This is a genomic window from Nonomuraea sp. NPDC051298 (assembly GCF_055586305.1).
On record NZ_JBVJIM010000002.1, the window covers coordinates 218647 to 242607 of the forward strand.

Genomic DNA, 23961 nt, shown 5'->3' on the forward strand with positions numbered 1-23961 from the left:
TCAGGAGGACGGGAGGGCCAGGCCCGCCCGCATCGCGAACACCACCAACTGGGCCCGGTCCCGGGCGTGCAGTTTCACCATGGCCCGGCTGACATGGGTGCGTACGGTCTCAGGGCTGATCGTCAGCTCGCCGGCGATCTCCTCGTTCGAGCGCCCGGTGGCCACCCACGCCACCAGCTCCCGTTCGCGCGGGGTCAGCGTCTCGATCCCCTCGACCGGCTCGGCGCCGTGCCGTCCGAACAGGCCGATCACCTTCCTGGTGATGGCGGGTGACAGCAGCGCCTCGCCGGCCGCCACCACCCTGACGGCGTTGACCAGCTCGTCGGGGGCGCTGTCCTTGAGCACGAAGCCGCTGGCCCCGGCCTGGAGGGCGGCGAAGACGTACTCGTCGACGGCGAACGTCGTCACGACGACGATCCGCGTGCTCCTCAGCTCGGGGTCTCCGGCGACGGCCCGGAGGGTGGCGAGCCCGTCCATGCCGGGCATACGGATGTCGAGCAGCAGCACGTCGGGCCGGGTACGGCCGATCAGCGCGAGGGCCTCCCGCCCGTCGCCCGCCTCACCGACGCACTCCATGCCGGGCTCCCGCTCCAGCAACGTCCGCAACCCCATGCGCACGACGGCCTGATCGTCCGCCACCGCGACCCTGATCACCTCACCGCCCCCCGCGCCCGCACCGCTCATCCAGCACCCCTCACTCAGCACCCCTTGACCGCACGCTCGCCCAGCATGATCACGGCCGAAACCCGGGAGACGCCCTGGGCTGAGGTGCCGTCGTGTGGGGGAAGCGGGCCACCACCTGGAAGCCGCCGCCCGCACGAGGCCCGGCGGTGAACTCGCCACCGGACTCGGTCACCCGGGCGCGCATCCCGGCCAGCCCGCGCCCCTCGGCTTCCGGTCCGGCCCGTCCCGCGCCCCGGTCGGCCACCTCCAGCACGAACTCCCCGGGCACTCCGGTCGCGCGCACGAGAGCCCTGGTCGGGCCCGCGTGCCGCAGGACGTTGGTGAGCGACTCGCGCACCACCCGGTAGACGGTGTCCTGGAGGTGGGCGGGGACGGTGAGGTGGGGCGGATCGAGGTCGACGGGCAGGCCCGCCGCGCGTACCCCGTCGATGAGCCCGGCCAGGTCCGCGCCCGGCGGGTCGATCCCGTCGAGCGCCGCCCGGAGCTGGGCCAGCGCCGTCGTGCTGGTCTCCCTGATCGCCCGCAACGAGGCGCGCGCCTGTTCTGGGTCGTCGTCGAGCGTCACGAGCGCGATCCCGGCCTGCATGGCGATGGCGGCCAGCCCGTGCCCCGCGGCGTCATGCACCTCCCCGGCGATCCTCGCCCTCTCCGACGCCACCACATCCGCCCCATTCCGGGCGGCCCTTGCACTCCCTGCGGTCGGCTCGAGGTCCGGTCGGCTCGTGACCGGCACGTCCGCGTCGCCGCTGAGGTCGCCGCTGAGGTTGCCGCAGAGGCCGTCGCGGTGGGGCGGGCGGACGGTCTCGACGTGGTCGGTCTGGGCGGCCGGGATGCCCCACGCCGCCCGTGTGGTAGCGGCTGACCGCGGGTAGGCGGCGGTCTGCTTGGCGGCGGCCGCCGTCGTGGCGCCCTGCCGGTACGCGGCCTGCCTGGCGAAAGGCCGCAGGGCGGGAGCCTGCGAGGCGGGGGACTGCAGGACAGAGGACTGTGACGCAGGGGACTTCAGAGCGGGGGACTGCAGAGCGGGGGACTGTGCGGCGAGGGACTGCGGGGGCTCGTGGGACGACTCGGCCGGAGCTTGGAGCTGGGGCGGTTCGGCGTCGGCGGCCGCCGCCGCGGCGGCGCGAGCCTGGGCCAGGCCGCTGAACGACCACGGAACGGCCAGCCACCCGGCCCACGCCAGCATGATCACGACCGGGATGTCGCCCACCCGGCGCAACCGCGCGAACGAAGGACGCGAGAGCGGGCTGCGCGACGACCGCACCCACGACGCCTGAGGGCCCTGCGACTGCACCCACGACGGCAGAGGCGACTGCGACGGCTGAGAGTCCTGCCACTCCGACTCTGACCGCGACGGCCGAGGGTCTTGCGACTCCGACTGCGATGGTGGAGGGTCCTGCGACCGCAGCCGCGACGGCTGAGCGTCCGGTGATCGCAGCCGCGACGGCCGCGGGCCCGGCGATCGCAGGCGGGACAGCACACCCAGCCGCCCGCGAGGACGCTCACGCGCTTCACCCACCGGCACGCAACCCTCCCACGGGCCGTGCGGTTCGCCCCTCAGCGGGTCGCCCTCACGTGTGTCGTCGCCCCGCGCGCCCTCGGTCGCCATCCCCCCACCCGCTCAGGCCCATGAAGGCCGGACCGAGCCCGTTCGGGCTCGTGCAGCCCCGATCCTAGCGAGCTTTCACACCGTGCGGCTCTCCCGAGGCCCGTCCAGCCCCCAAGAAATGATCTTGCTGGGCGTGATGCGGATGATCTCCCGGGAGAAGTACGGCACCGGCGGCTCGGCGTCCGTCAGGGCCTGTGCCGTGCCCCGGATCTCGATGCCCCGCGCGACCCAGGGATCGACCGAGGCCAGATCGTCCACCACCAAGGAGACCGTGCTGCCCCGCTGGATGTTCCTGAACTTCTTGGACGCGCCCAGCGCATGCCCGCCGACGACGATCGTGTCGCTCTCGGCGTCCACGAAGAACCCCACGGGGTTGTTCTGCACCTGCCCGCCGGGCGAGATGGTGGCCAGCCGGGCGAGCGGCTGACCGGAGAGATAGTCCAGCTCCGCTGAAGTGAAGGTCATGCGCCCAAGTCTGCAACCTTGACATAGGTGGAGGTCAACCGGCGCGGACGGCACCGGTCAGCGGGGCCCTCACCAGACCGGGGGCCCCGGTCAGGCGAGGCCCTCGGTCAGCCAGCGGAGGGGGTTGTCGTGGGTGACGAGGCGGATCACGTCCTCGCCCGTCCCCGCCGCGCGCAGGCGTGGCAGCAGCGCGTGGAACAGGTGGCCGTAACCGGGCCCGCCGTAGCGGTGCACCTGCGCCACCCGGCTCAGTCCCGTGCTGATCAGCAGCCGGTCGGCGTGGCCGTCCTCGATGAGGCCGAGCGCGACCCTGGCCACCTGGTCCGGGCCGAGCCCCAGGACGCCCAGGCTCACGTACGCCCCCGCCTCGGCGATCTTCCTGGCCGCGCCCAGCTCGGTGCCCGCGTAGCCGACGGCCACCCGCGAGCCCGGCAGGTTCTGGCCGAGCAGGATCTCCAGCAGCGCCAGGCCGTTCTTGCCGTGCGTGGCCACGGGCAGCCGCGTACGCAGGGAGGTACGGGCGGCGGCGACCAGGCAGCGCTCCTCCCTGGCCGTGGGCTCGGCGCCCCAGCAGCCGACCTCGCCGATCACGCCGGGGAACACGCCGGTCCCGTCCACGCCGCTGAGGATCTCCTCCATCAGCCGGGCGGTGAGCGTGTCCACGTCGGCGTCTCCGGCGTCCGTGAACGGTTCGGCGTACAGGCCGGTCGAGGCGATCACCGGCACCCGGCTGCCGGCCGCGATGCGGGCCAGGGCGGCGGCGTCGCGGCCCATGCCCAGGCAGGTGAGGTCGACCACGAGCCCGAGCTGCTCGGACGACTGGCGCAGCTCGCGGAGCTCGCCGGTGACGGCCGCCTCCTCGTCGAGCCAGCGGTACGGGTCGGAGTCGATCCCGACCGCCCAGCGCATGTCGGTACGCAGGTGTTCATGGGGGAGTACGGCACCCTCGACGGCGGCCACGCGTACAGGGCCGGTGACGGTGCGGAGCAGAACCTCGGGCATAACAGACATTAACCGATGTTTGCCGGAAGCCGCCTGATCAGGGGTGAAGTTTTACTCAAGGCGAGGTTTGGTGCTTTGCTACTCGTCGGCAAGTGGCCACGGGGGGCCGCGCCGTATTGTGGGTGGCACAGCAACGCGCGGGGGGAATTGTGGTGATGCAGGACTCTGGCACCGGCGACGCCGACGTGCTCAAGGGCGAGGCCGCCGACCGGTCCGGCATGCCCGGCCGCCGCACCGGGATCCAGGGGTGGCTGGACGGCGTCAGGTCCACCCGAACGGGCGCGCTCACCCTGAAGATCGTGATCGGCCTGATCGGCACCGTCATGGTGGTGGGCGGGCTGGTCATGGTGCCGTTCCCCGGGCCGGGATGGCTGGTCGTGTTCGCGGGCCTGGCGGTGCTGGCGACCGAGTTCCACTGGGCGCACAAGGTGCTGGAGTTCGGCAAGCGGACGCTGCACGTCTGGACGGAGTGGTACAAGCGGCAGGGCTGGGCCCTGCGCGTCATCGTGCTCGTCGTCACCTTGGCCGTTGCCGGGGTGATCGTCTACTTCGGCCTGCGCACGCTCGGCTTCGACGTCCTCGAGATCGCCCAGCGTTTCATCTGACGGCCGCGCCCGCCCGCATCCAGACCGGGTCGTTATCACGGCCGGATTCGGGGTGATCGGCTGTCTATTCTGCGGGCGTGATCGCTGAACTCGCCCTCGCACTCGCGCTGATCGTGACACCCACCGCCGCGCACACCGTCGTGCCCGCCGCAGCGCGCACCGACCTGACGCTGCCCGGCACCGGCGGGGTGAAGTACCGCGAGAACGCGGGCGACCCCGTACGCCTGGCCGCGTACGGCCTCGGCACCAAGCGCACCTACCTGAGAACGGCCACCGGCAACGCCTTCACCTGGGAGAAGGAGCTGTCCGAGGTGTCGGTCGCGCCCGGTGGGCGCCTGGCGGCCGGCGTGCCGGGCACGTACCTGTCCGGCTACGACACCCTGCTCGTCACCGACCGCACCACCGGACGCACCTCCAGGGTCCGCACGGTCAGGAAGCCGCTGACCGCCTCCTACGTCTCCTGGTCGCGCGACGCCAAGCGGGTCGCCCTCACGGTCGAGCAGAAGGTGAGCGGCGCCTGGCGGGCGGTCGGCTTCACGATCGTGGACGTGACCACGAAGAGCGCCCGCACGGTGCGGCTCTCCGGTCTCAGCCGGGAGGCGGGCTTCTGGTGGAGCCCCGACGGCAACCTCGTGTCGCGGCACGGCATCGGCCTGCGCGTGCACCGGTCGTCCGACGGGGCCGTCGTGCGCACGTACGCCGCCGCCGGGCTGCCCACCGGCCCCGAGGACGCCTTCTCGCCGTCGGGCAGGCGGCTGGCCACCTGGTGCCCGTCGCGTCCGGAGGAGCAGGTCTGCCTGGTGGACACCGCGACGGGCAAGATCGTCCAGCGGGTGGCCGGGCGGGCGGAGGCGTTGTTCGGCTGGTGGGACGAGAGCCACCTCATCGCCGTCACGGCCCAGGGGAGCGCGTACCGGCTGGCGGTGCTGGGCCTCGACGGCCGGGTCACGCGCGTGCTCGCCGAACTGCCCGCCGGCACGTGGCGTCAGGACCTGTGGCTCTCGTTCACCCGCGTGCCGTCGCAGAAGACGGAGTCATAGCCGGAGTCATAGCCGGGGTCATGGCTGGGGCCATGGCCGTCCGGTCACAGGTAGAGGCCCGTGCCGTGGTCGGTCTCCTGGGTGGCCACCGCGTGCAGGTCGCGCTCGCGCATCACCAGGTAGACCCTGGCGTGCACCTCGACCTCGAACTGCTCCTCCGGATTGAACAGCACCTTGTCGCCCACCTTCACCGAGCGCACGTTCGTGCCGACGCCGCAGACCTCGCCCCAGGCCAGGCGGTTGGCCATCTTGACCGTCGCGGGGATGACGATCCCGGAGCCGCTGCGCCGCTCCTCGGCCTCCTGCTCCAACCTGATCATGACCCGGTCGTGCAGCATCTGAATCTCGAACTTGGGCTCTACCACAGGCTCAAGTTTACGAGCAGGCGGACGCGCGGCAGTCCAGGACGTCACCTCTCCTTCAACGCCCGCCACACGGCCCGCGTCACGGGAGCCTGAGGTCGGCGAAGACCGGACGGTGGTCGGTGCCCTTCAGCGACAGCACCTCGAACCCCCGCACCGCCATCCGCGAGTCCGCCAGCACGTGGTCGATCGCCACGCCGGGCAGCCGCGTCCCCGACCCCGCCTGCGGCCACGTCGCGCGCAGGCCGAGCCCCATGACGTCGGCCGCGTCCCGGTAGCCGGAGGCCAGCAGGTCACGCATCGGCAGGTGGTCGAGCGTGGCGTTGAAGTCGCCCGCCAGCACCCGCAGCTCCCCGCCGCCGCGCGGCAGCGCCTCCAGCCCGGCCCGCCAGCACGGCTGCCGTCCGTACCGCTTGGGGGCGCAGGGATGCACCGAGACGATCTCGACCCGGGCCCCGTCCGGATGGCTCAGCCACGCCCTGGCCTGGCCGAACCCGCCCAGGTTGATCAGCTTTCCGGCCTGGAGCGGGTGCCGGGCGAACACGGCGGAGCCGCCGACCCCCGGCACAGGACGGGTCACAGCCTGGGGCAGCACGCGGCGTATCCCGGCCTTCTCCAGGCGGCGCAGGGCGTTCGGGGTGAGCTCCTGCAACGTCAGCACGTCCGGCCGCAACCGGGTGACCAGGGCCATCAGCTCGGCCGGGTCCGCCTGCCCGACCAGCAGGTTGGCCGCGAGCACGCGCAGTCCAGGCCCCCGCGCGCCGGGGTTGCCGTCGGCGAGCGCGCGGGGCAGCACGACGGGCGTCATGGACAGCACGGCCACGAGCGCGACCGTGCCCGCCGCCCACCGCCGCAACGCGCAGGCCAGCACCAGCGCGAGCACGGCCGCCCCCACCGCGTACGGCGTGTACGCCACCGCCGGCACCCACGGCCAGTCCGGTTCGAACCCGCTCAAGCGCACCGCCGCCCACCCGGCCCACGGCACCACCACGATCCAGCACATCCATGTACGCACGCCCTGTATCGCCACGAACCCCGATCCGGGTTCGTGAGAAGGTGTGCACCATGCACGACGTGGAAGCCCGGGTCCTCGACGCCATCGACCCGGCGGAGACCGTCAACCTGCTGGCCGAGACCGTGAGGGTGCCCAGCGTCACCGGCACCGACGCCGAGTCCGAGCTGCAGCACCGCTTCGCCCGCCTGCTCACCGAGGCCGGCATGGAGGTGGACGTCTGGAAGCTCGACCTCCACGACCTCGAGGCCCGCCCCGGCTTCCCCGGCACCGAGGCGCCCAGGACCGAGGGGTACGGCCTGGCCGCCGTCACCCCCGGCGGCGAGGGCCCGCCCGCGCTGGCCCTGCAGGGCCACGTGGACGTCGTCCCGACCGGTGACCTGGCCAAGTGGGCGGGCAGCGACCCGTTCGCCGCCCGGATCACCGGCGACGTGCTGCACGGCAGGGGCGCCTGCGACATGAAGGCCGGCCTCGTCGCGAACCTGGCCGTGGCCAGGGCCGTGCACCGGGCCGGGATCAGGCTGGCCAGGCCGCTGGCGGTGCACTGCGTGGTCGGCGAGGAGGACGGCGGGCTCGGCGCGTTCGCCACGCTGGCCAGGGGGCACACGGCCGAGGCCGCGGTGATCACCGAGCCCACCGGCGGCGCGGTCATCACGGCCAACGCGGGGGCGCTGACGTTCCGGCTGGAGGTCGCCGGGCGGGCCGCGCACGGCGCCACCCGGTACGAGGGCGTCAACGCGATCGAGGCGTTCCTGCCGGTGTTCCAGGCGATCCGGCGTCTGGAGGCCGAGCGCAACCGGGACGTTCCCGAGATCTTCGGCGGCAACGCGATGCCGTACCCGATCGAGGTCGGCACCGTACGCGCAGGCGACTGGGCCAGCACCGTGCCCGACCTGCTGGTCGCCGAGGGACGGCTCGGGGTGCGGCTGGACGAGGACCCGGCCGAGGCGCGGGCGGCGTTCGAGGAGGCGCTCGCGCGGCTCCCCGACCCGTGGCTGCGGGCCAATCCGCCGGTGGTGACGTGGCCGGGCGGGCAGTTCGCCAGCGGACGGCTGCCCGCCGGGCACGAGCTGCTGGGGCAGGTGCGGCGCGCGGTGGCGGACACCTCCGGCGGGCATCCGGCGGAGTCGGCGGCGCCGTACGGGAGCGACCTGCGCCTCTACGCGGCGGGCGGCATCCCGACGCTGCACTACGGCCCCGGCGACGTGCGGTACGCGCACGCCCCCAGGGAACAGGTCGACCTGCGGGAGCTGCGCGAGGTCACCCGGGCCCTGGCCCTGCTCGCGGTGCGCCGCTGCGCGGCACTCTGACCGGCACAGGGCTGACCAGCGGGCCGGGCCGGGCTGGGCCGCGCTGGGGGGCGGGGCAGGAGGGGGCGCGGGCGCCTCAGTAGGCTCCGCGGACCTCCACGATCTCGGCGAGGGGGAACTCCAGGTAGTCGCCCGCCTCCTCGCACCAGGCGTCGAGCGCGCCGCCCTTCAGCTCGCCGTGGCTGATCGTGGCGGTCAGCCCGTCGGTCAGTGTGATGCCGGCCCGCACGCCCCGGTCGACGACGAACCCGAGCAGCGACTGCTGCGCCGTCGGCAGCCGCGTGGCCATCCTGCCGATGATCGCCCAGGTGCGCCCGCTCCTGTCTCCCTCCTGACGGCCGGCGGCCAGCAGGCGGCGGGCGTGCTCGAAGGGGTCGGGCGGCGGCTCGGCGAACATGTGGGCGGGCGCCTGCAACTCGGTGACGTCCGGGAACTCCGACAGCTCGGCCACCTGCCCGCCCGGCAGCAGGACGAGCTTGCCGTTGGACGGCTCCGCGTGCCTGGCCCGGTGGATGGTGATCTCGCCGGTGTCGGCGACGGGCACGGGGGAGTAGCCGACCTCGCGCAGGGCCGCCAGCGTGCGTTCGGCCGGGGCCGTGCTCACCAGCACCGTGGGGGCCAGCACCCGCAGGCCCAGCCGGACCAGCCGCCGGTGCGCGGCGATCTCGGCGAGCAGCGCCGGGTCGGTGGCCTGCACGATGCAGCCGACCGTGGTGACCGTGACCTCGCCGTGGCGGCGGGCGGTGTCGCGTACCAGGTATTCCAGCGGCTGCGGGATGGTGCCCACCGCGGCCAGCTCGTCGAGCAGGTCGTCGGCCTCGTGACCCTGGTCGAGCGCGTGGCGCACGCTCTCGGTCGTGAAGCGCCACACCGAGGCCGCGCCCCGCGACTCGCGCTCGGCGACCCGGTCGAGCAGCGCCGCCAGCTCCGAGGAGGGCGGCCCGGTGACGACCGCGGTCAGGTCGGGACCGAACAACGCGCTCCTGCGTACGGCGGCCAGCGCCCTGGTGGCCGCCTCGGCCAGCATCGGGTCGTGCTCGACCATGGGGACGGCGTCGTCGTTCTCGTCGCCGGGCCGGGCGGTGAGCCCCGCCAGCGCCCGGCCGAGGTCGGTGAGCGCGTTGTTGGCCAGCAGCCCGAGCAGCCTGGCCTCGTCGAGCGCCGCGGGCGCGCACTCGCGCAGCAGCGGTACGTCGATCAGCGGCGCGTGCCAGTGGACGTTGCTCATGAGGCTGTCGCGGTCGGCGAAGGCCGTGCCGGCGGGCAGGTGGGCCAGCACCGTCAGGACCGCCCGGCGGATCTGGGCCAGCGACCCGCCGAGGGGGTCGTCGCCGAGGACGGTGCCGTACTTGCCGTCGATCTTGCGCAGTGACGATCGCTCCATCCGCCACCACGCCGCCAGCAGCACCCGCAGCCGGGCCGAGCCCTCGTCGAGCCGCCACCGGTCGAAGCGCTCGGTGGGGATCATGCCGCCCGACGGCTCGTCCCAGGCCAGCAGCCGGGCCACCGCGCAGACTTCGAGCAGCAACCGCGTCTCGTCCTCGTCGCAGCCGGTCTCCTTGGCCATCCGGCGGACCTCGCGCACGCCCACGCCGCCGGTCTTGAGCAGCGGCAGCGGGGTCTTGGAGGTGTTGTCGAGCAGGGCCGCGCACCGCTCCACCACGTGCGGCGCGGCCAGCGTCATCAGGTGGTCGACCTCTTCCGGGTCGACCGGGATCGTGGCCACCTCGGGCGCGACGGGCCGGTAGGCCGGATGGTAGCCGGGGCCGCGCAGCCGGATCGCCACCTCGCGGGGGATCTCGGCGACGTGCCAGCTCGGCCGGAAGAGCAGGCCGTGGTCGGCGCACCACTTCTCGGGCGTGCCGGGGGTGACGAACCGGCCGCCGTCGACGTCGAGCGTGGGGCCGTCCCAGGCGAAGCGGTCGAGCAGGGGCACGGTGCCGGCGGGGGCGTTGCGCATGAGCGCCTTGAGGCGCTCGGCGTCGCCCAGGGTCTCGATGACGCGGGCGATCATGCGGCGCTTGTTGCCGTGCACGGGCAGCCCGAGTGCGCGGGAGAGGGCGTGCAGCGCGTCGTTGCTGATGGACCAGGAGTTGAGGTAGTGCTCGAGCGGCTCGCCCAGGCTCAGCGGGGCGTTCCAGTGGCGCGTCACGCCCTCGGCGAGGTGGATGACGCCGTCGTCGCCGGGCCAGGCCAGCGCGTGCTCGTAGAGGTGGTCGAGACAGGGGGTCACGTCGCCGGGAGGCACGTCGAGGAAGCGCGCCAGCGACTCGGCGGTGGGGCGGGTCATGGCCAGAGCCGCCTCGGCGAGCTGCAGGCAGGGCCGCGGCAGGCCGCGCAGGGTCTCCATCACGGCGAAGCCGTTGCCGAGCCGCTGGGCCAGGGTGTCGAGCCGCCTGGGCCAGGGAGCGGCGATCGCGTCGGGTCGGTTGGCGAGGACACGGCCCAGCCGGTCCTCGTCCAGTGTTCGCAGCCAGCCGAGCAGGTGATCTTCCATCGGTCAGCACTCTCATGGGGTCGCGCGCGGGACTCACCGTAGAGCCATGACCATCCACGGTAATGCAGATCACGCCCGGTCAGGAGAGGACTGCCCAGACGATCTTTCCGTGGGGCGCGAGCGCGGACCAGCCCCAGCGTAGGCTGAGCGATTCGACGATGTGCAGCCCGAGACCGCCGGCGTCGAGCGGGCCGGGGTAGCGCAGCACCGGCACCGAGGACCCGGGATCGGTGAAGGCGCTGGTGACGAGTGGGCCCCGGCGGACGAGCGACATGTGGACCGCGTGCTGGCGGCGCGGGTCGTCGAGGCAGAGGCCGTGGCGCAGCGCGTTCGTGGCCAGCTCGGAGACCACCAGCTCCATGTTTTCGGCCAGTTCGGCGAGGCCCCAGCCGGTCAACGCCCCCGCCGTGAAGCTGCGGGCTGCGTGGACCGAGGTGGCGGCGGGCGGTAGCACGAACGTGGCACTCGCGGACGGGCCAGGGACCAGTAGGTCGCGGGCCGCCTCCGGCCACCATCCGACCGGGGGCCACCAGTCGAACGTGGTCCACTCGCCGTGCGCCGTGGTGGGTTGCACGTAGATCATTCTGCGCCAAACTCTCGTGCAGGTGCAAGAGCGAATGCACGTGCAGACAGCTCATGCACACGCTACGGTTGCTCAAATGGTCAATATGGGGGAAAGGGGATCTTGTCCGCGGCCCATGATCTTTCGGCCGTGAAGTGACACACTTGTGGCAAGGAAACGACCAAGGAGCAGCACGTGTCCATTGATCCGCCCGGTACCGGTTCGACCGTTCGGCGCATCATGCTGGGGGCGAGCCTGCGGCGCCTCCGCGAGGCCAGCGACCTCGACCGGGCACAGGCCGGATTCCACATCCGGGCGTCCGAGTCCAAGATCAGCCGCATGGAGCTCGGCCGCGTGGGCTTCAAGACACGTGACGTGGAAGACCTGCTCACCCTGTACGGCGTCGTCGACGATGCCGAACGCCGTGCCCTGCTGGAGATGGTGCGCGAGGCCAACACCCCCGGGTGGTGGCACAAATACTCGGCCGAGCTGCCGACATGGTTCTCCACGTACATCGGTCTGGAGGAGGCCACCAGCGTGATCCGCACCTACGAGGTGCAGTTCGTGCCCGGCCTGCTGCAGACGGCGTCGTACGCGCGGGCGGTCTTCAAGCTCGGCAACGCCGACGCGGGCCCCGACAGGATCGAACGGCGCGTGCACATGCGCATGCAGCGCCAGGAGCGCTTCACCCAGAAAGACGGACCCCGCCTGTGGGCCGTCATCGACGAGGCGGCGCTCAGGCGGACCATAGGCGGGCGAGAGGTCATGTCCGAGCAGCTCCAGCATCTGCTGGAGGTCGCCGCCCTTCCCAACATCACCATTCAGGTGATGCCCTTCAGATTCGGCAAGCACGCCGCTGAAGGTGGCGCGTTCAGCATCTTACGGTTTCCCGAGTCCGATCTGTCGGACGTTGTCTACGTCGAGCAGCTATGGGGTGCCCTGTACCTGGACAAGCGTGAGGACATCGACCCGTACCTCACGGCCATGGAGCAGTTGTGCGTGGAGAGCACCACGCCAGGGGGCACCGTCGAGCTCATCGGCGGTCTTCTCAGAAAGATGTAGATGAACCAGACCTACAACGGCATGCCGGCGGCGAACCTGACCCAGGTCGCCTGGCGCAAGAGCCGCTACAGCAACTCGCAGGGCAACTGCGTCGAGCTCGCGAAGCTCCCCGACGGGGGCATCGCGGTACGCAACTCGCGCTTCCCCGACGGCCCTGCCCTCATCTATACCCGCGACGAGATCCGGGCCCTGGTGCTCGGGGTGAAGGACGGAGAGTTCGACGGCCTGCTCGTGTAACAGCGTGTTTACCTCCGGCGCGCCCGCTTAACGAGGGCGCGCCGGAGGCGTAACCGGCCCGCCTCGTCGTCCGGTGAGTATCGGGACATGCTCGACCAGATGACCCTGTATCCGATCGCCGACGACGTGCTGTTCGCACCGGGCGGCAAGGTCGTGATCCGCACATATGGCGTGGCCCCTGCCGCCACGGGGGCCACGGTCTCCTACCGGACCTGGGTGACCGGCCTGCGCGACCAGCCGCGCTACTGGCACTGGGGCCACTTCGAAGACGCCGCCTCGGGACACCGCAGGGTCCTGGAGTGGCTCACCGGGCGAGGGCCCCAGCCTTCCCAGGCGTCCGCCTGATCGCTATCCTCTAGCCAAGCAACCGCTTGGTAGAGGAGGCGTGGTGCGGCGCGCGATCCACCTGATCGAGGAGGTCGACTTCCGGCCGATGAACTCCGGGCGCCCCCTGGAGTACCTCACCTGGCTGACCCGCTACAAGCGCGAGGACGAGTCCCGCACCGCCCCGGAGCTGACCTCCGGCATGTCCGTCCGCTCCCGCGAGATCGACCTCGTGGGCGCCTTCTACGCGGTCGGCATCACCGGCCATCCGCAGTTCAAGGCCGTCACCCTGTGGGACTGCCACGGCGGCTGGGACGGCGGCTGGCGGCAGATGATGGAGATCTACCAGGGCGTCGACCGGCGTCTGTTCCTGTCGGACATCGACGACCTGCGCTTCTCCGCCTTCTCCCGGCCGCTCGGCGCCGCACCCGGCTGCCCGCCCCTCGCCCGAGCGCCCGCCGCCGAGCTCTACCTCTTCGAGAACGCCCGCGTACGCCCCGGCGCCGCCCTCGACTACCTGCACGCCGTACGCACCGAGCGCGCCCCCCTGCTCGCCGAGCACGGCCACACCCTCGCCGGCCTGTACGAGGTGCTGTTCTGCGACACCGAGGCGGTCACCCTCTGGGCCGTCTCCCTCGACGACCACCTGGCCACCCAGCGCGCCCGTGACGCCGCGCTGGGCCTCGACGACGAGACGACGCCCGATCCCCGGCTGCTCGACTGGGGGAGACGGGCCCGCGACTATCTCGAAGGCCCCTGGCGTGAGACGCTGCTGGCACCGTTCCCCGGCTGCCGCCTGGCTCAGGGCGGCAGGCCGGGTTAGCGTCGGCTGCGGAGGTGGCCATGACGGACTCATCCCTCTACGACGGGCGGAGCCCAGACGATCACGTCGCCTCGTGCCCCGACTGCGGCGCGGCGATCGCGCTGCTCGACGAGCCAGGCGCCGCGATCGAGCCCCCGCCCGCGCTGCGCGAGGCCGTGCTCTCCCAGGCGCGACGCCGCCGCCCTCCGGCCGTGATCGCGGTGGCGCTCGTGGCGGTCCCGTACGCCGAGCAGGTCGCGCTCATGGACGATCTGCTCGCCGAGCTGAGCGGGCCGCAGTGGGCGGCGCCGATCGCCGGGCACGGCACGGTCACGGGCCTGGTCGAGCACCTGGCGGCCAACGACGCCACCGTGGCCGGGTTCCTCGGCGTGCCCGGTATGAGAGGGGCACTGGTCCGCCGGCGCTGGCGCGAGCAGGCGGGGGCGCTGCTGGAGCGGGTGTCGGGCAGCAGCGAGGTGCTGCTGGGCGTGGAGGTGGCGCTGGCCGGGGCGCGACCGGCCCGCGCGCCGCTGCGTCAGGCCATGATCCAGCGCACGTTCGAGACCTGGACGCACGCCGACGACATCAGGGCCGCCACCGACCGCGCCAAGGCCGCGCCCCGCCCCGAGTACACGCACCTGATCGCCGAGTTCGGGCTCGCGCTGCTGCCGCGCGCGATGAGGGGGCCGCGCCGCGACGTCTCCGCCACCATCGTGCTGACCGGCCCCGGCGGCGGCACCTGGACGATCCCGCTCTCCCCGGCCTCCGACCACGTCGGCGTGCTGATCTCGGCGGACGTGGTGGACTTCTGCCGGCTGCTGGCCGGCCGGTGGCCGCCCGGCTTCTTCCCGTACGCCGCCGAGGGCGACCCCGCACTCGCCCGCGACCTGATCCACGCCGCCGCGACGCTGGGATGCGACTGATGAGCGACATGGACCTGTGCGCCCGGCTGACGGCCGGCGACCTCGACGCCCTGGTCGACGCCTACGACCAGCACGGATCGTCCGTGTACGGGGTCGCGGTGCAGGTCACCGGCAACCACGTGCACGCGGCGGAGATCACCCAGAACGTGTTCGTCGCGCTCTGGGAGCGGCCCCAGTCGTACGATCCCGGCCTGGGGTCGCTGCGCGGCTGGCTGGTGAGCCGGGCCCTGCACGAGTCCGCCCTGCGCGCCGAGGTCGGCTGACGGGCCCGCCTCCCGAGGCCGTCCACGGGGGAGGCGCTCAGCCCGCGGGGGCGTTCCAGGTCAGGAGGACGGGCTCGGCGTGCTCGAAGCCGAGCCGCGAATACGTGCCCGTGTCCAGCCTGAGCATCCGCCCCTCCTCCGGCGCCAGCCCCAGCCAGCGGGCCGCCAGCACGCGCAGGAAGTGCCCGTGGGCCACCAGCACCACCCGTCCGTCCGCCCGCCGCGCCCGCTCGATCACCCGGTCGGCGCGCACCGCCACCTCGGAGGCGCTCTCGCCGGGATGCTCGGCGTCGCCGGGGATCACGCCGTCGCGCCACAGGTACCAGCCGGGCCGCCGCTCGCGGATCTGCGGCGTGGTGATGCCCTCGTAGCCACCGTAGTCCCACTCCCACAGGTCGGGGTCCACCTCGTAGCCGGTCAGTCCCGCCAGCTCGGCCGTACGCCGGGCGCGCCGGGCGGGCGACACCAGCGCCAGCTCGAACGGCTCCTTGACCAGCGGCGCCAGCGCCCTGGCCTGATCTTCGCCGTGCTCCGTCAAGGGCAGGTCGGTACGCCCGGTGTGCCTGCCCGCCTTGCTCCACTCGGTCTCGCCGTGCCGGAGCAGCAGCATCTCGTTCATGGGACCCATCATCGGGCACGCCCGTGGTCGGGTCGCGGTCAGGTCGCCAGGTCCTCGACGACGGGCTCGAAGGCGGCCAGGTCGCGTTCGTGATGCAGGACGAAATAGGAGACATCATGGGTGTCCCGCCAGTGGCGGAGCTTGTCGGCGATGTCGTGCCGCGTGCCGAGGAGCACCTGCGGCGTCTCCTCCAGCGCCGCGCTGTCGGCCGCGCTCCACGACTCCTCCGCCTTCCGCTCGCCCACCTGCAGCACGCTGGTGCCCAGCTCCAGCCGGGGATAGCGGTCACCGGCCGCCGCCCGTACGGTGTCCAGCTTGGCCAGCCAGGCGCTCAGCCCGCCGTCGCGTACGTCGGGGCCGCTCCCGTCCGGCCGCACCCGCAGCCCGAGGTTGACGACGTCGGCCTGCTCGGCTGCCAGTCGCAGCATGCGCGCCCCGCCCGCGCCCAGCACCAGCGGCGGGTGCGGGCGCTGCACGGGCTTGGGACGCTGGTCGAGGCCCGAGATCCGGTAGTGCTCGCCCGCGAAGCCGAACGCGCCCTCGCCCCAGAGCCCCTTGAGCACGGCCAGGGCCTCCCGCAACCGGCTCACCCGCGTGCCGGGGGGCTCCAGCGCCAGCCCGGCGCCGGCGTAGTCGCCCGCCAGCCATCCTGTCCCGATCCCGACCTCCAGACGCCCGCCCGAGAGCAGGTCGAGCGTGGCGCACTCCTTGGCCAGCACGGCCGGGTGCCGGAAGTCGTTGGCGAACACCAGCGTGCCGACGCGCAGCCGGTCGGTCGCGCAGGCGGCGGCCGTCAGCGCGGCGACGGGCGCGAACCTGGCCCCGACGAGGTGGTCGGGCACCACGAGCACGTCGAACCCGGCCGACTCCAGCCGCCTGGCCTTCTCGGCCCACGCCCGGCCTGACTCGGCCTCGCGTACCACCGCCCCGAACCTGAACCGCCGCACGGCACACCTCCAGACCCACGTGCTCGGTTGAGATCGTAGTCACTCGTCGAGGTCTTACCAAGCGCTTGCTCAGGTGCCAGACTGTGGCCCATGGAGATCCAGGCGCGCGAGGCCACCGGCGACGAGGCGGCGTTCTTCGCCGAGCACGGCTGGGTCCTGCTGGGCCGCCTCATCGACCCCGGCGCCGCCGCCGCGCTGCGCGAGCGGGCCCTGGGCCACCTGCGGGCCCGCTCCGGCGGCGGCAGCCCGATCGACCGGGCGTTCGGGCAGTCCAGGGACGTCGGGGCGGTCGACGAGGCGTTCGGCGCGCTGGCCACGAGCCCCGCCATGGGCCGCACCGCCGTCCGGCTGCTGGGCGTCCACGCCGTCCGCGTGCAGGTCACCAACCTGCTGGTCAAGGAGGCGGGAGAGCACGGCGCCACCGAGTTCCACCAGGACTTTCCCTGGATGCCGATGGACCGCTCGGCCATGCTCACCGTCTGGCTGGCCCTGGCCGACGTGCCCGCCGACATGGGGTCGCTGCGCTTCTACGACGGCTCGCACCGGCACGGGGTGCTCGGCCGCAGCTTCACCCGCCCCGGCGACGACCAGCTCAGCCAGCACCCCTGGATCGAGGAGCTGGAGCTGTCGCCGCCGCTCGACCTCCAGGCGGGGGACGCGACCGCGCACCACGCCCTGACCGTGCACGGCGCGCCCGCCAACCGGCGCGACCGCCCGCGCCTGTCGTTCGCCGTCACGTACTTCGACGCCGACGCCCTCTACACCGGCCTGCCCTACCGTCAGACCGACGGGCTCGGGCTGCGCGTCAACCAGCCGTTCGAGCACGAGAGGTTCCCGTGCCCGAGACCGTGAAGGGCCCGGTGGCCGACCTCGGGGCGACGCTCATGCACGAGCACGTCTTCGGGCTGAGCCCGGAGATCCTGTGGAACTGGCCGGACCTCCCCGAAGGGTGGGACGAGGAGCGGCGGGCGCGCGAGGCGGCCACCAAGCTCGACGCGCTCAAGGGCGCGGGCGTCGACACGATCGTGGACCTCACCGTGGTGGGCCTGGGCCGGTACGTCCCCGCCGTCCAGCGGGTGGCCGAGCTGACCTCCGTGAACATCGTGGCCGCCACCGGGCTCTACACCTACGACGCGCTGCCGCCGTACTTCGCCAACCGGGGGCCGGGGTCGCTGTTCGGCGGGCCGGACCGGCTGGCCGAGTTCTTCGTCCGCGACCTCACCGAGGGCATCGGGCGCACCGGGGTCAAGGCGGCCATGCTGAAGTGCGCCTCCGACCACCTGGGCCTGACCAAGGGCTGCGAACGGGTGTTCCGCGCGGTCGCCGAGGCACACCTGGCGACCGGGGCGCCCATCACCACCCACTCCCACAGCGCCTCCAGGGGCGGCCTCGACCAGCAGAAGCTGCTCGCCTCGCTCGGCGTGGACCTGAGCCGGGTGGTCATCGGGCACGCGGGCGACTCCACCGACGTGGCCTACCTGGAGGAACTGGTCGCGAACGGCTCGTACCTGGGCATGGACCGGTTCGGCATCGACTCGATCAGCCCGTTCGAGCGGCGGGTGGCGGTGGTGGCGGAGATGTGCGAGCGCGGCCACGCGGGGCGGATGGTGCTCGGTCACGACTCGTACTGCTTCAACGACCGCTTCGACGCCGACGTCGTACGGCGGCGCCACCCCGACTACCACCTCCTGCACATCTCCCGCGACGTGCTGCCCGCGCTGCGCGGGCGGGGCGTCACCGAGGACCAGCTCCACCAGATGCTCGTCGGCAATCCACGGAGGATCTTCGCATGACCGAGGACTTCGACGTCGGCTCGGACTGGCACGTGGCCGCCCCGTACGCGTTCCTGGCCGGGCTGCGCGCGCGGGCGCCGGTGTTCATGAGCGAGCACCTGGGCGCGTACGTGCTGAGCCGCCACGCCGACGTGCGGGCCGCGTACGGCGACGCCCGGCGCTTCTCCTCCAGGGGCTCGCTGACGATCTCGCGCAGCCTGACCGGCGAGACGCGGGAGAAGCTGGGGGAGCACGGCTCGTTCCTGTCGAGTTTCGTGGCCAACGTCGACCCGCCCGACCACACCCGCCTGCGCAGGTCGGTGTCGAGGGCGTTCACGCCGCGCGCGGTGGCCGCGCTGGAGCGGGAGTTCCGGCGGCTCAACGAGGACCTCCTCGACCGGGTCGCCCCGCGCGGGCACGCCGACTTCGTGGCCGACCTCGGCCACGAGCCCTCGGTCAAGCTCACCGCCCGCTTCATCGGCGTGCCGGAGGCGGACGAGGCGTTCGTCCAGTCGCACGTCAAGGACTGGTTCCAGCTCTTCCTGTCGCCGCAGCCGCCGCGCAGGCAACTGGAGCTGGCCGACAGCTTCCTCGCCTACCTCGACTACGTGGACCGCCTGGTCGCCGCCCGCGCCAAGGACCCCAGGGACGACTTCACCTCGCTGATGACCTCCCTCATCGGCGACGAGCTGACCCACAGGGAGGTCGTGGAGCTGATCTCCACCATCTTGCTCGGGGGCAACGACACCGTGCCCAACCAGCTCGGCAACACCGTCCTGCGGCTGCTCGGAGAGGACGCCTGGCCGGTGCCGTCCGGGCTGGTCGCGAACGCCTCCGAGGAGTGCATGCGCGTCGACGGCGCGTCGCTGGGCTCCTTCAGGTACGCGACCGCCGACGTCACCCTGCACGGCGTGACGATCCCGGCGGGGGCGCTCGTCCTGCTGTCGACCGACTCGGCCGGGCACGACGAGAGCGTCTTCCCCGACCCCGACCGGTTCGTCATCGACCGCCCGAACGCCGCCGAGCACCTGGTCTTCGGGTACGGCATCCACTTCTGCGTCGGGGCGGCGCTCGGGCGGCTGCAACTGCGTACCGCGCTGGAGGTGCTCGGGCGGCGGCTGCCACGGCTGCGGCTGGTGCCCGGCCGGGCCGTCGCGTACCGCAGGTCGATCGTGGGCCGGGGCCTGGCGGCGCTGGAGGTCGAGTGGTGAGCGTCCGCTGGTCGGCGTCGCCGCCCGCGCGAGGTCGACGGGAGGAGTAGCGACAAACCACACCTTAGGTGGATCTTCCGGCATTCTTCCGGCATAAGGTGGCCTCAGCGTCGTACCGAGGAGACGTACCGAGGAGGAGGACACATGGAGCCGGTGGCGGTCGGGCTGGTCGGGGCGGGCCCCTGGGCGCGGATGGCACACGGGCCGATGCTGGCCAAGGGCCCGCACACGCGGCTGGCCGGTGTCTGGGCCCGGCGGCCGGAGAGCGCGGAACTGCTCGGCGCCCCCGTCTACGCCAGGATCGAGGAGCTGTTCGACCACTGTGAGGCCGTGGCGTTCTGCGTTCCGCCCGCCGTCCAGGCCGAGTACGCCGTCCTGGCCGCCCGCGCGGGCAAGGCGCTGCTGCTGGAGAAGCCCCTCGCCGACTCCGTCGCGAACGCCGAGCGCGTGGCCGAGGCCGTGGCGGCGGCCGGCGTGCCGTCCCAGATGGTGCTGACCCTGCGCTACGCCGACCAGACCAGGGCGTTCCTCGCCCGCTGCGCCGAGATCCGGCCGTTCGGCGGCCACGCCGCGAACATCTCCGGCGTCCTCCTCGGCGACCACCCCTTCGCCACCCCCTGGCGGCTCGAACGCGGCGCGCTGCTCGACGTCGGCCCGCACGTGATCGACCTGCTCGACGCCGCGCTCGGCCCGGTGACCGGCGTACGCGCGCACGGCAACCCGCTCGGCTGGACCGGCCTGCTGCTGGAGCACGAGGGCGGTGCCGTCAGCGAGGCGTCGCTGTGCATGGCCGCCGCCGGCGACCTGCCCCCGGCCACGCTCGCGGTGTACGGCCGCGACGGCAACGCCGTCCTGCCCGCCTTCGAGGACGACCCTCTGGGCACGGTCGTGGCCGAGTTCGCCAGGACCGTACGCGAGGGCGGCCACCCCCTCGACGCGGCCCACGGGCTCAGGCTCCAGCGCATCATCGCCGAGGCGGAGGCCCAACTCGCCCCTTGACGAGGGCGGCCCATGACGCATTGATAGCCTTCGGTTTACTCACGCGCAGAGCGCAGCGAAGTCCGGTGCGAGTCCGGCGCTGTCCCGCAACTGTCATAGCCAGGTCGCCTGCCTCCGCGCTGACGTCATCAACCCTCGTGGAAAAGGGTGATCCGTCGCACCGATGCGGGTCTCTCGGTTCCGAACAGTGTGAAAGGACATCTCGTGAGGCCCGTACGCACGGCCTTCGCGGGCGCGCTGCTGGGAACGCTCGTCCTGGCCGGTTGCGGCCAGACCGGCACCACAGCCTCCCCGCCCGCCACCGCGCCCGCCGCCACCACCACTGGGGCGCCCGCCGCCACCGGCGGCTTCCCGGTCACCGTCGAGGCCGGGAACGGCCAGGTCACCATCGCCAAGAAGCCGGAGCGGATCGTCTCGCTGTCGGCCACCCACACCGAGACGTTGTTCGCGATCGGCGCCGGCCCTCAGGTCGTCGCCGTGGACGACCGGTCGAACTTCCCGCCGGAGGCCCCCAAGACCGACCTGTCCGGCTTCAAGCCCAACGTCGAGGCCATCGTCGCCCACGAGCCCGACCTGGTGATCGTCTCCGACGACCTCGACAAGGTGGTCGCCGAACTGGGCAAGGTCAACGTGCCCGTCCTGGTCCAGCCGGCCGCGACCAAGCTGGACGACGCGTACGAGGAGATCTCCGAGCTGGGCGCCGCCACCGGCAACCCGGCCAAGGCCGACGAGGTCGTCGCCGGCATGAAGACGGCCCTGGACAAGCTCGCCGCCGACGCCCCCAAGGACCGCGGGCTCACCTACTACCACGAGCTGGACCAGACGCCGTACGCCGCCACGTCCCAGACGTTCATCGGCCAGATCTACGGACTGTTCGGCCTGACCAACATCGCCGACAAGGCCCCCGACCCGGCGGGCGGCTACCCGAAGCTGTCGGCCGAGTTCGTGGCCCAGGCCGACCCCGACCTGATCTTCCTGGCCGACGTCAAGTGCTGCGCCCAGAACAAGGGAACCCTGGCCGAGCGGCCCGGGTGGGGCAACCTGTCCGCCATCAAGAACGACCGGGTGATCGAGCTGGACGACGACATCGCCTCCCGGTGGGGGCCGCGCGTCGTCCAGCTCGCCGAGACCATCGGCGCCGCGGTGGCCAAGGCGGGCGCGAGCTGACGTGGTGAGCCAGGCCGGCCCGTCCAGGGCCAGACCCGTGTGGGTGGTGTGCGCCCTGGGCGTGCTGGCCGTCTCCATGATCGCCGGGCTGCTCGACGGGGCCGCCGACATCTCGCCCTGGCAGGTCGTGCTCCAGGCGGCCGACTGGCTGCCGTTCACGCACGTCGACTCCGGCCTGACGCCCGTGGAGCAGGGGCTGCTGTTCGAGCTGCGGCTGCCCAGGGTGCTGGTCGCCGCCGTGGTGGGCGGGCTGCTGGCCGTCGCGGGGGCCGGGTACCAGGGCGTCTTCCGCAACCCGCTGGCCGACCCGTACCTGCTGGGCGCGGCGGCGGGGGCCGGGCTGGCGGCGACCGGGGCCATCGTGCTGCTGCCGTCGGTGGCGGGGAGCATCCCGGTGGCCGCGTTCCTGGGGGCCGTGGGCGGGGTGTTCCTGGCGTACACGCTGGGCAACACGGCCGGGCGCGCGGGCGGCACGGCCACGCTGGTGCTGGCCGGGGTGGCGGTCACGTCGTTCCTGACCGCGATCCAGACGTTCATCCAGCAGTTCAAGGTCGAGGAGCTGCAGCGCATCTACTCGTGGATCCTCGGCGACGTCGGCGGCGGGTGGGACCAGCTCCTGCTGGTCCTGCCGTACGCGGCCGTCTCCGCGGTGCTGCTCCTGCTGCACGGGCGCATGCTGGACGTGCTGTCCGTGGGCGACGAGGAGGCCGCCGGCCTGGGGGTGCGGGCGGCACGGGTGCGCTTCACCGTGCTGGTGGCCGCCTCCCTGGCCACCGCGGCGGCCGTGGCGGTGAGCGGGCTGATCGGGTTCGTGGGCATCGTCGTCCCGCACGTCGTGCGGCGGCTGGTGGGCGGCTCCTACCGGGCCGTGCTGCCGCTGTCGCTGTTCGGCGGGGCGGCGTTCCTGGTGCTGGCCGACCTGGTGGCCCGTACCGTGATCGCGCCGGCCGAACTGCCGATCGGGGTGGTGACCATGTTCGTGGGTGCGCCGTTCTTCGTGGCCGTCCTGCGCATGACCAGGCGGGTGGTCACGTGATCGGCGTGCGCGGCCTGTCGGTGCGGCTCGGGGAGCGCGAGGTGCTCACCGGCGTCGACCTGGGGGTGCGGCGCGGCGAGTGGACGGCCGTCATCGGGCCCAACGGGGCCGGCAAGTCCACGCTGCTCAAGGCCGTCATGGGGCTCGTCGCGCACCGGGGGGAGGTCGTGCTCGACTCCCGGCCGGCCGCCACGCTCAAGCCGCGCGAGCGGGCCAGGCTGGTCGCGTACGCGCCCCAGACGCCCGCCCTGCCGCCCGACCTGACGGTCTACGACTACGCGCTGCTCGGACGGACCCCGTACATCCCCTACCTGGGGCGCGAGAGCGGGCACGACCGGGCGGTGACGGAGTCAGTACTGGATCGGCTGGACCTGACGGCGCTGGCCATGCGGCGCGTCGGCGAGCTGTCCGGCGGGGAGCGCCAGCGGGTGGTGCTGGCCAGGGCGCTCGCCCAGGAGGCCCCCGTGCTGCTGCTGGACGAGCCCACCACCGCGCTCGACCTCGGCCACCAGCAGCAGGTGCTGGAGCTGGTGGACCGCCTGCGGCGGGCCGACGGGCTCACCGTCGTCACCACCCTGCACGACCTCACCGTGGCCGGGCTCTACGCCGACTCGCTCCTGCTGCTGGCCGGCGGGCGGGCCGCCGCGTCGGGCGAGCCCGCCCAGGTGCTGACCGAGGACCTGGTCGGGCGGCACTTCGACGCCCACGTGAAGATCGAGCCAGGCCCCGACGGCCGGCCGGTCGTGCACCTGGTCAGGGGAGGGTCGTGAAGCTCACGTACCGGGTGGAGGAGGGGACCCGGCTCGGGTCGCTGCTGTGGGAGTTCGGGCCGGGATGGCGGATGATCTCCTCGGCCCTGCTGGGCGGCGGGATCGGCGCGCGGGAGTGGGTGCTGAACGCCCAGGTGGTGGCCGGGTACGCGCGCATGGACCCGGTCGATCACCTGGTGTCGCTCGGGCCCGCGCGGGGTGACGGCGTCGGGATGATGACCGCCGCCTCCGTCGACCGCTACGTACGCGCCGCGGACGGGGGCGTCGAGGCCGTGGCCACCGTGGGGCTGCGGGTGCCGACCTGGGCGGCCGTACCGGAGGGGTACGAGGACCCGGAGCTGGCCCCCATCCGGGTCGGGACGATCAACATCGTGGTGGTCGTACCGGTCGCCATGACGGACGCGGCACTGGTGAACACCGTGATGACGGTCACCGAGGCGAAGTCCCAGGCCATGATCGAGGCCGGGTTCGCGGGCACGGGCACGGCGTCCGACGCGGTCTGCGTGGCCGCGCCCGCCGAGGGGGCGCGCGAGGTGTTCGGCGGACCCCGCTCGGAGTGGGGCGCCCGGATCGCGCGAGCCGTCCACACGGCCGTGCGCCGGGGAGCCGAGGCGTGGCGGCCTCGTCACTTAAAGTGAGGGAATTTGGGGAAGTAGCATGTGGGCGAAGGCGTGACTCCCG

27 protein-coding genes are annotated in these 23961 nt (G+C 73.0%); 17 read left to right on the forward strand and 10 right to left on the reverse strand.

Going from position 1 to position 23961, the window contains the following annotated elements; genetic code table 11:
• From ACZ6S0_RS06060 to ACZ6S0_RS06075, 4 genes are all read right to left on the reverse strand, one after another.
• Window positions 1-684, reverse strand: a complete 684-nt coding sequence (locus ACZ6S0_RS06060; protein WP_465913748.1) for a response regulator — start codon at window positions 682-684, stop codon at window positions 1-3.
• Between the two features lie 49 nt (window positions 685-733).
• On the reverse strand, window positions 734-1948 hold the full coding sequence (locus ACZ6S0_RS06065) for a sensor histidine kinase (protein ID WP_465913750.1): 1215 nt from the start codon (window positions 1946-1948) through the stop codon (window positions 734-736).
• Between the two features lie 420 nt (window positions 1949-2368).
• Window positions 2369-2758, reverse strand: coding sequence for a PPOX class F420-dependent oxidoreductase (locus ACZ6S0_RS06070; protein WP_465913752.1), 390 nt, complete (start codon window positions 2756-2758; stop codon window positions 2369-2371).
• Window positions 2759-2848: 90 nt separating this feature from the next.
• Window positions 2849-3760, reverse strand: coding sequence for a phosphotriesterase family protein (locus tag ACZ6S0_RS06075; RefSeq protein WP_465913754.1), 912 nt, complete (start codon window positions 3758-3760; stop codon window positions 2849-2851).
• A 155-nt stretch (window positions 3761-3915) separates the two neighbouring features.
• On the opposite strand from ACZ6S0_RS06075, the gene ACZ6S0_RS06080 reads away from it, so the two are divergent.
• Together ACZ6S0_RS06080 and ACZ6S0_RS06085 are read left to right on the forward strand one after the other, a co-directional pair.
• Window positions 3916-4365, forward strand: a complete 450-nt coding sequence (locus tag ACZ6S0_RS06080) for a TIGR02611 family protein (protein WP_465915211.1) — start codon at window positions 3916-3918, stop codon at window positions 4363-4365.
• Between the two features lie 77 nt (window positions 4366-4442).
• Window positions 4443-5405 (forward strand): WD40 repeat domain-containing protein, encoded by a 963-nt coding sequence (locus tag ACZ6S0_RS06085; RefSeq protein WP_465913756.1) that lies wholly within the window; start codon window positions 4443-4445, stop codon window positions 5403-5405.
• A gap of 44 nt (window positions 5406-5449) precedes the next feature.
• Here the strand turns inward: ACZ6S0_RS06085 and ACZ6S0_RS06090 are convergent, their stop codons facing one another.
• Together ACZ6S0_RS06090 and ACZ6S0_RS06095 are read right to left on the reverse strand one after the other, a co-directional pair.
• The gene (locus ACZ6S0_RS06090; protein WP_344886374.1) at window positions 5450-5770 is read right to left on the reverse strand and encodes a GroES family chaperonin; all 321 of its coding nucleotides are present in this window, start codon (window positions 5768-5770) and stop codon (window positions 5450-5452) included.
• 79 nt (window positions 5771-5849) lie between these two features.
• The gene (locus ACZ6S0_RS06095) at window positions 5850-6782 is read right to left on the reverse strand and encodes an endonuclease/exonuclease/phosphatase family protein (RefSeq protein WP_465913759.1); all 933 of its coding nucleotides are present in this window, start codon (window positions 6780-6782) and stop codon (window positions 5850-5852) included.
• 50 nt (window positions 6783-6832) lie between these two features.
• Here ACZ6S0_RS06095 and ACZ6S0_RS06100 point away from each other — a divergent pair, with 50 nt between their 5' ends.
• On the forward strand, window positions 6833-8089 hold the full coding sequence (locus ACZ6S0_RS06100; protein WP_465913761.1) for an ArgE/DapE family deacylase: 1257 nt from the start codon (window positions 6833-6835) through the stop codon (window positions 8087-8089).
• A 76-nt stretch (window positions 8090-8165) separates the two neighbouring features.
• Here ACZ6S0_RS06100 and ACZ6S0_RS06105 read toward each other — a convergent pair whose 3' ends face one another.
• Both ACZ6S0_RS06105 and ACZ6S0_RS06110 read right to left on the reverse strand, forming a co-directional pair.
• Window positions 8166-10586 carry a helicase-associated domain-containing protein gene (locus ACZ6S0_RS06105; protein ID WP_465913763.1) on the reverse strand — a complete coding sequence of 807 codons (2421 nt, stop codon included), beginning with the start codon at window positions 10584-10586 and terminating at the stop codon, window positions 8166-8168.
• Window positions 10587-10665: 79 nt separating this feature from the next.
• On the reverse strand, window positions 10666-11169 hold the full coding sequence (locus tag ACZ6S0_RS06110; RefSeq protein ID WP_465913765.1) for an ATP-binding protein: 504 nt from the start codon (window positions 11167-11169) through the stop codon (window positions 10666-10668).
• Between the two features lie 219 nt (window positions 11170-11388).
• Between ACZ6S0_RS06110 and ACZ6S0_RS06115 the strand changes: the two genes are divergently transcribed.
• From ACZ6S0_RS06115 to ACZ6S0_RS06140, 6 genes are all read left to right on the forward strand, one after another.
• Window positions 11389-12210, forward strand: a complete 822-nt coding sequence (locus ACZ6S0_RS06115; RefSeq protein ID WP_344886420.1) for a helix-turn-helix domain-containing protein — start codon at window positions 11389-11391, stop codon at window positions 12208-12210.
• Complete coding sequence (locus tag ACZ6S0_RS06120; RefSeq protein WP_344886369.1) at window positions 12211-12447, forward strand: DUF397 domain-containing protein; 237 nt, start codon at window positions 12211-12213, stop codon at window positions 12445-12447. It begins immediately after the preceding gene.
• Window positions 12448-12534: 87 nt separating this feature from the next.
• Window positions 12535-12792: a hypothetical protein gene (locus ACZ6S0_RS06125; RefSeq protein WP_465913768.1), complete on the forward strand. Its 258-nt coding sequence runs from the start codon at window positions 12535-12537 to the stop codon at window positions 12790-12792.
• A 43-nt stretch (window positions 12793-12835) separates the two neighbouring features.
• Window positions 12836-13594 (forward strand): hypothetical protein, encoded by a 759-nt coding sequence (locus ACZ6S0_RS06130; protein WP_465913770.1) that lies wholly within the window; start codon window positions 12836-12838, stop codon window positions 13592-13594.
• A 20-nt stretch (window positions 13595-13614) separates the two neighbouring features.
• The gene (locus ACZ6S0_RS06135) at window positions 13615-14496 is read left to right on the forward strand and encodes a maleylpyruvate isomerase family mycothiol-dependent enzyme (protein WP_465913772.1); all 882 of its coding nucleotides are present in this window, start codon (window positions 13615-13617) and stop codon (window positions 14494-14496) included.
• Window positions 14496-14759, forward strand: a complete 264-nt coding sequence (locus ACZ6S0_RS06140; RefSeq protein WP_465913774.1) for a sigma factor — start codon at window positions 14496-14498, stop codon at window positions 14757-14759. Before ACZ6S0_RS06135 ends, ACZ6S0_RS06140 begins: the two co-directional genes overlap by 1 nt.
• A 37-nt stretch (window positions 14760-14796) precedes the next feature.
• Here ACZ6S0_RS06140 and ACZ6S0_RS06145 read toward each other — a convergent pair whose 3' ends face one another.
• Both ACZ6S0_RS06145 and ACZ6S0_RS06150 read right to left on the reverse strand, forming a co-directional pair.
• The gene (locus ACZ6S0_RS06145; protein WP_465913776.1) at window positions 14797-15378 is read right to left on the reverse strand and encodes a histidine phosphatase family protein; all 582 of its coding nucleotides are present in this window, start codon (window positions 15376-15378) and stop codon (window positions 14797-14799) included.
• Between the two features lie 38 nt (window positions 15379-15416).
• Window positions 15417-16325, reverse strand: coding sequence for a TIGR03621 family F420-dependent LLM class oxidoreductase (locus tag ACZ6S0_RS06150; protein WP_465913778.1), 909 nt, complete (start codon window positions 16323-16325; stop codon window positions 15417-15419).
• Window positions 16326-16415: 90 nt separating this feature from the next.
• Between ACZ6S0_RS06150 and ACZ6S0_RS06155 the strand changes: the two genes are divergently transcribed.
• The 8 genes from ACZ6S0_RS06155 (at window position 16416) to ACZ6S0_RS06190 (ending at window position 23918) form a co-directional block, all read left to right on the forward strand.
• The gene (locus tag ACZ6S0_RS06155) at window positions 16416-17177 is read left to right on the forward strand and encodes a phytanoyl-CoA dioxygenase family protein (RefSeq protein ID WP_465913781.1); all 762 of its coding nucleotides are present in this window, start codon (window positions 16416-16418) and stop codon (window positions 17175-17177) included.
• The gene (locus tag ACZ6S0_RS06160; RefSeq protein ID WP_465913783.1) at window positions 17162-18118 is read left to right on the forward strand and encodes a phosphotriesterase family protein; all 957 of its coding nucleotides are present in this window, start codon (window positions 17162-17164) and stop codon (window positions 18116-18118) included. Before ACZ6S0_RS06155 ends, ACZ6S0_RS06160 begins: the two co-directional genes overlap by 16 nt.
• On the forward strand, window positions 18115-19308 hold the full coding sequence (locus ACZ6S0_RS06165; protein WP_465913785.1) for a cytochrome P450: 1194 nt from the start codon (window positions 18115-18117) through the stop codon (window positions 19306-19308). Before ACZ6S0_RS06160 ends, ACZ6S0_RS06165 begins: the two co-directional genes overlap by 4 nt.
• Window positions 19309-19452: 144 nt before the next feature.
• Entirely contained in the window at window positions 19453-20307 is an 855-nt protein-coding gene (locus ACZ6S0_RS06170; protein ID WP_465913787.1) for a Gfo/Idh/MocA family protein, read from the forward strand.
• 204 nt (window positions 20308-20511) lie between these two features.
• Window positions 20512-21474, forward strand: coding sequence for an ABC transporter substrate-binding protein (locus tag ACZ6S0_RS06175; RefSeq protein WP_465913789.1), 963 nt, complete (start codon window positions 20512-20514; stop codon window positions 21472-21474).
• A 1-nt stretch (window position 21475) separates the two neighbouring features.
• Entirely contained in the window at window positions 21476-22510 is a 1035-nt protein-coding gene (locus ACZ6S0_RS06180) for a FecCD family ABC transporter permease (protein ID WP_465913791.1), read from the forward strand.
• Entirely contained in the window at window positions 22507-23280 is a 774-nt protein-coding gene (locus ACZ6S0_RS06185; protein ID WP_465913793.1) for an ABC transporter ATP-binding protein, read from the forward strand. The genes ACZ6S0_RS06180 and ACZ6S0_RS06185 overlap by 4 nt, the downstream gene beginning before the upstream one ends.
• Window positions 23277-23918 carry an adenosylcobinamide amidohydrolase gene (locus ACZ6S0_RS06190; RefSeq protein WP_465913795.1) on the forward strand — a complete coding sequence of 214 codons (642 nt, stop codon included), beginning with the start codon at window positions 23277-23279 and terminating at the stop codon, window positions 23916-23918. The genes ACZ6S0_RS06185 and ACZ6S0_RS06190 overlap by 4 nt, the downstream gene beginning before the upstream one ends.
• Window positions 23919-23961 lie beyond the last annotated feature (43 nt).